Raw genomic sequence first — 622 nt, forward strand, 5'->3', positions numbered from 1 at the left:
ACCAACACCTACAGCGGCGCGACCGGCATCAACGCGGGCGCGACCCTGGGCCTGGCCGGCTCGGGCAGCATCGCGTTGTCCAGCGGCGTGGCCGACTACGGCGTGCTCGACATCTCGGCGGCCAGCAACGGCGCGCAAATCCAGTCGCTGTCCGGTTCGGGCAGCGTGGCGCTCGGCGCGCAGACCTTGACGCTGTCGAATGCCAACGACGTGTTCGGGGGCACGATCGCCGGCGCCGGCGGCCTGGCCGTGACTGGCGGCACCGAGACCCTGGCCGGCTACAACGGCTACACCGGCGCCACCACCATCGGTGCGGGCGGCACCCTGGCGCTGGCCGGCGCCGCCAACATCGCCTCGTCGGGTGGCGTGACCGACAACGGCGTCTTCGACATCGCCGCCACCGACAACGGCGCGCAAATTCAGTCGCTGTCCGGCTCGGGCACCGTGCTGCTGGGCGGTCAGACCCTGACCCTGACCAATGCCGGCGCGACCAGCACCCAGACCGGCGGCGGCCTGGTCGGCGTGATCGTCGGCCCGGGCGGCATCCTGCTTCCCGGCCTGCCCGGCCTGCCGGTCGTGACCAGCACGGGCGCCGACTTTGCCGGCACCATCGCCGGTTCCG

1 pseudogene is annotated in these 622 nt (G+C 72.8%); it reads left to right on the plus strand.

Going from position 1 to position 622, the window contains the following annotated elements:
- A pseudogene (locus tag ASC93_RS30965) lies at nt 1-622 on the plus strand (autotransporter domain-containing protein); the annotation flags it as partial.

Origin of the sequence: Massilia sp. Root335 (genome assembly GCF_001425685.1) — a bacterium.
Taxonomy (GTDB): Bacteria; Pseudomonadota; Gammaproteobacteria; order Burkholderiales; family Burkholderiaceae_D; genus Telluria; species Telluria luteola.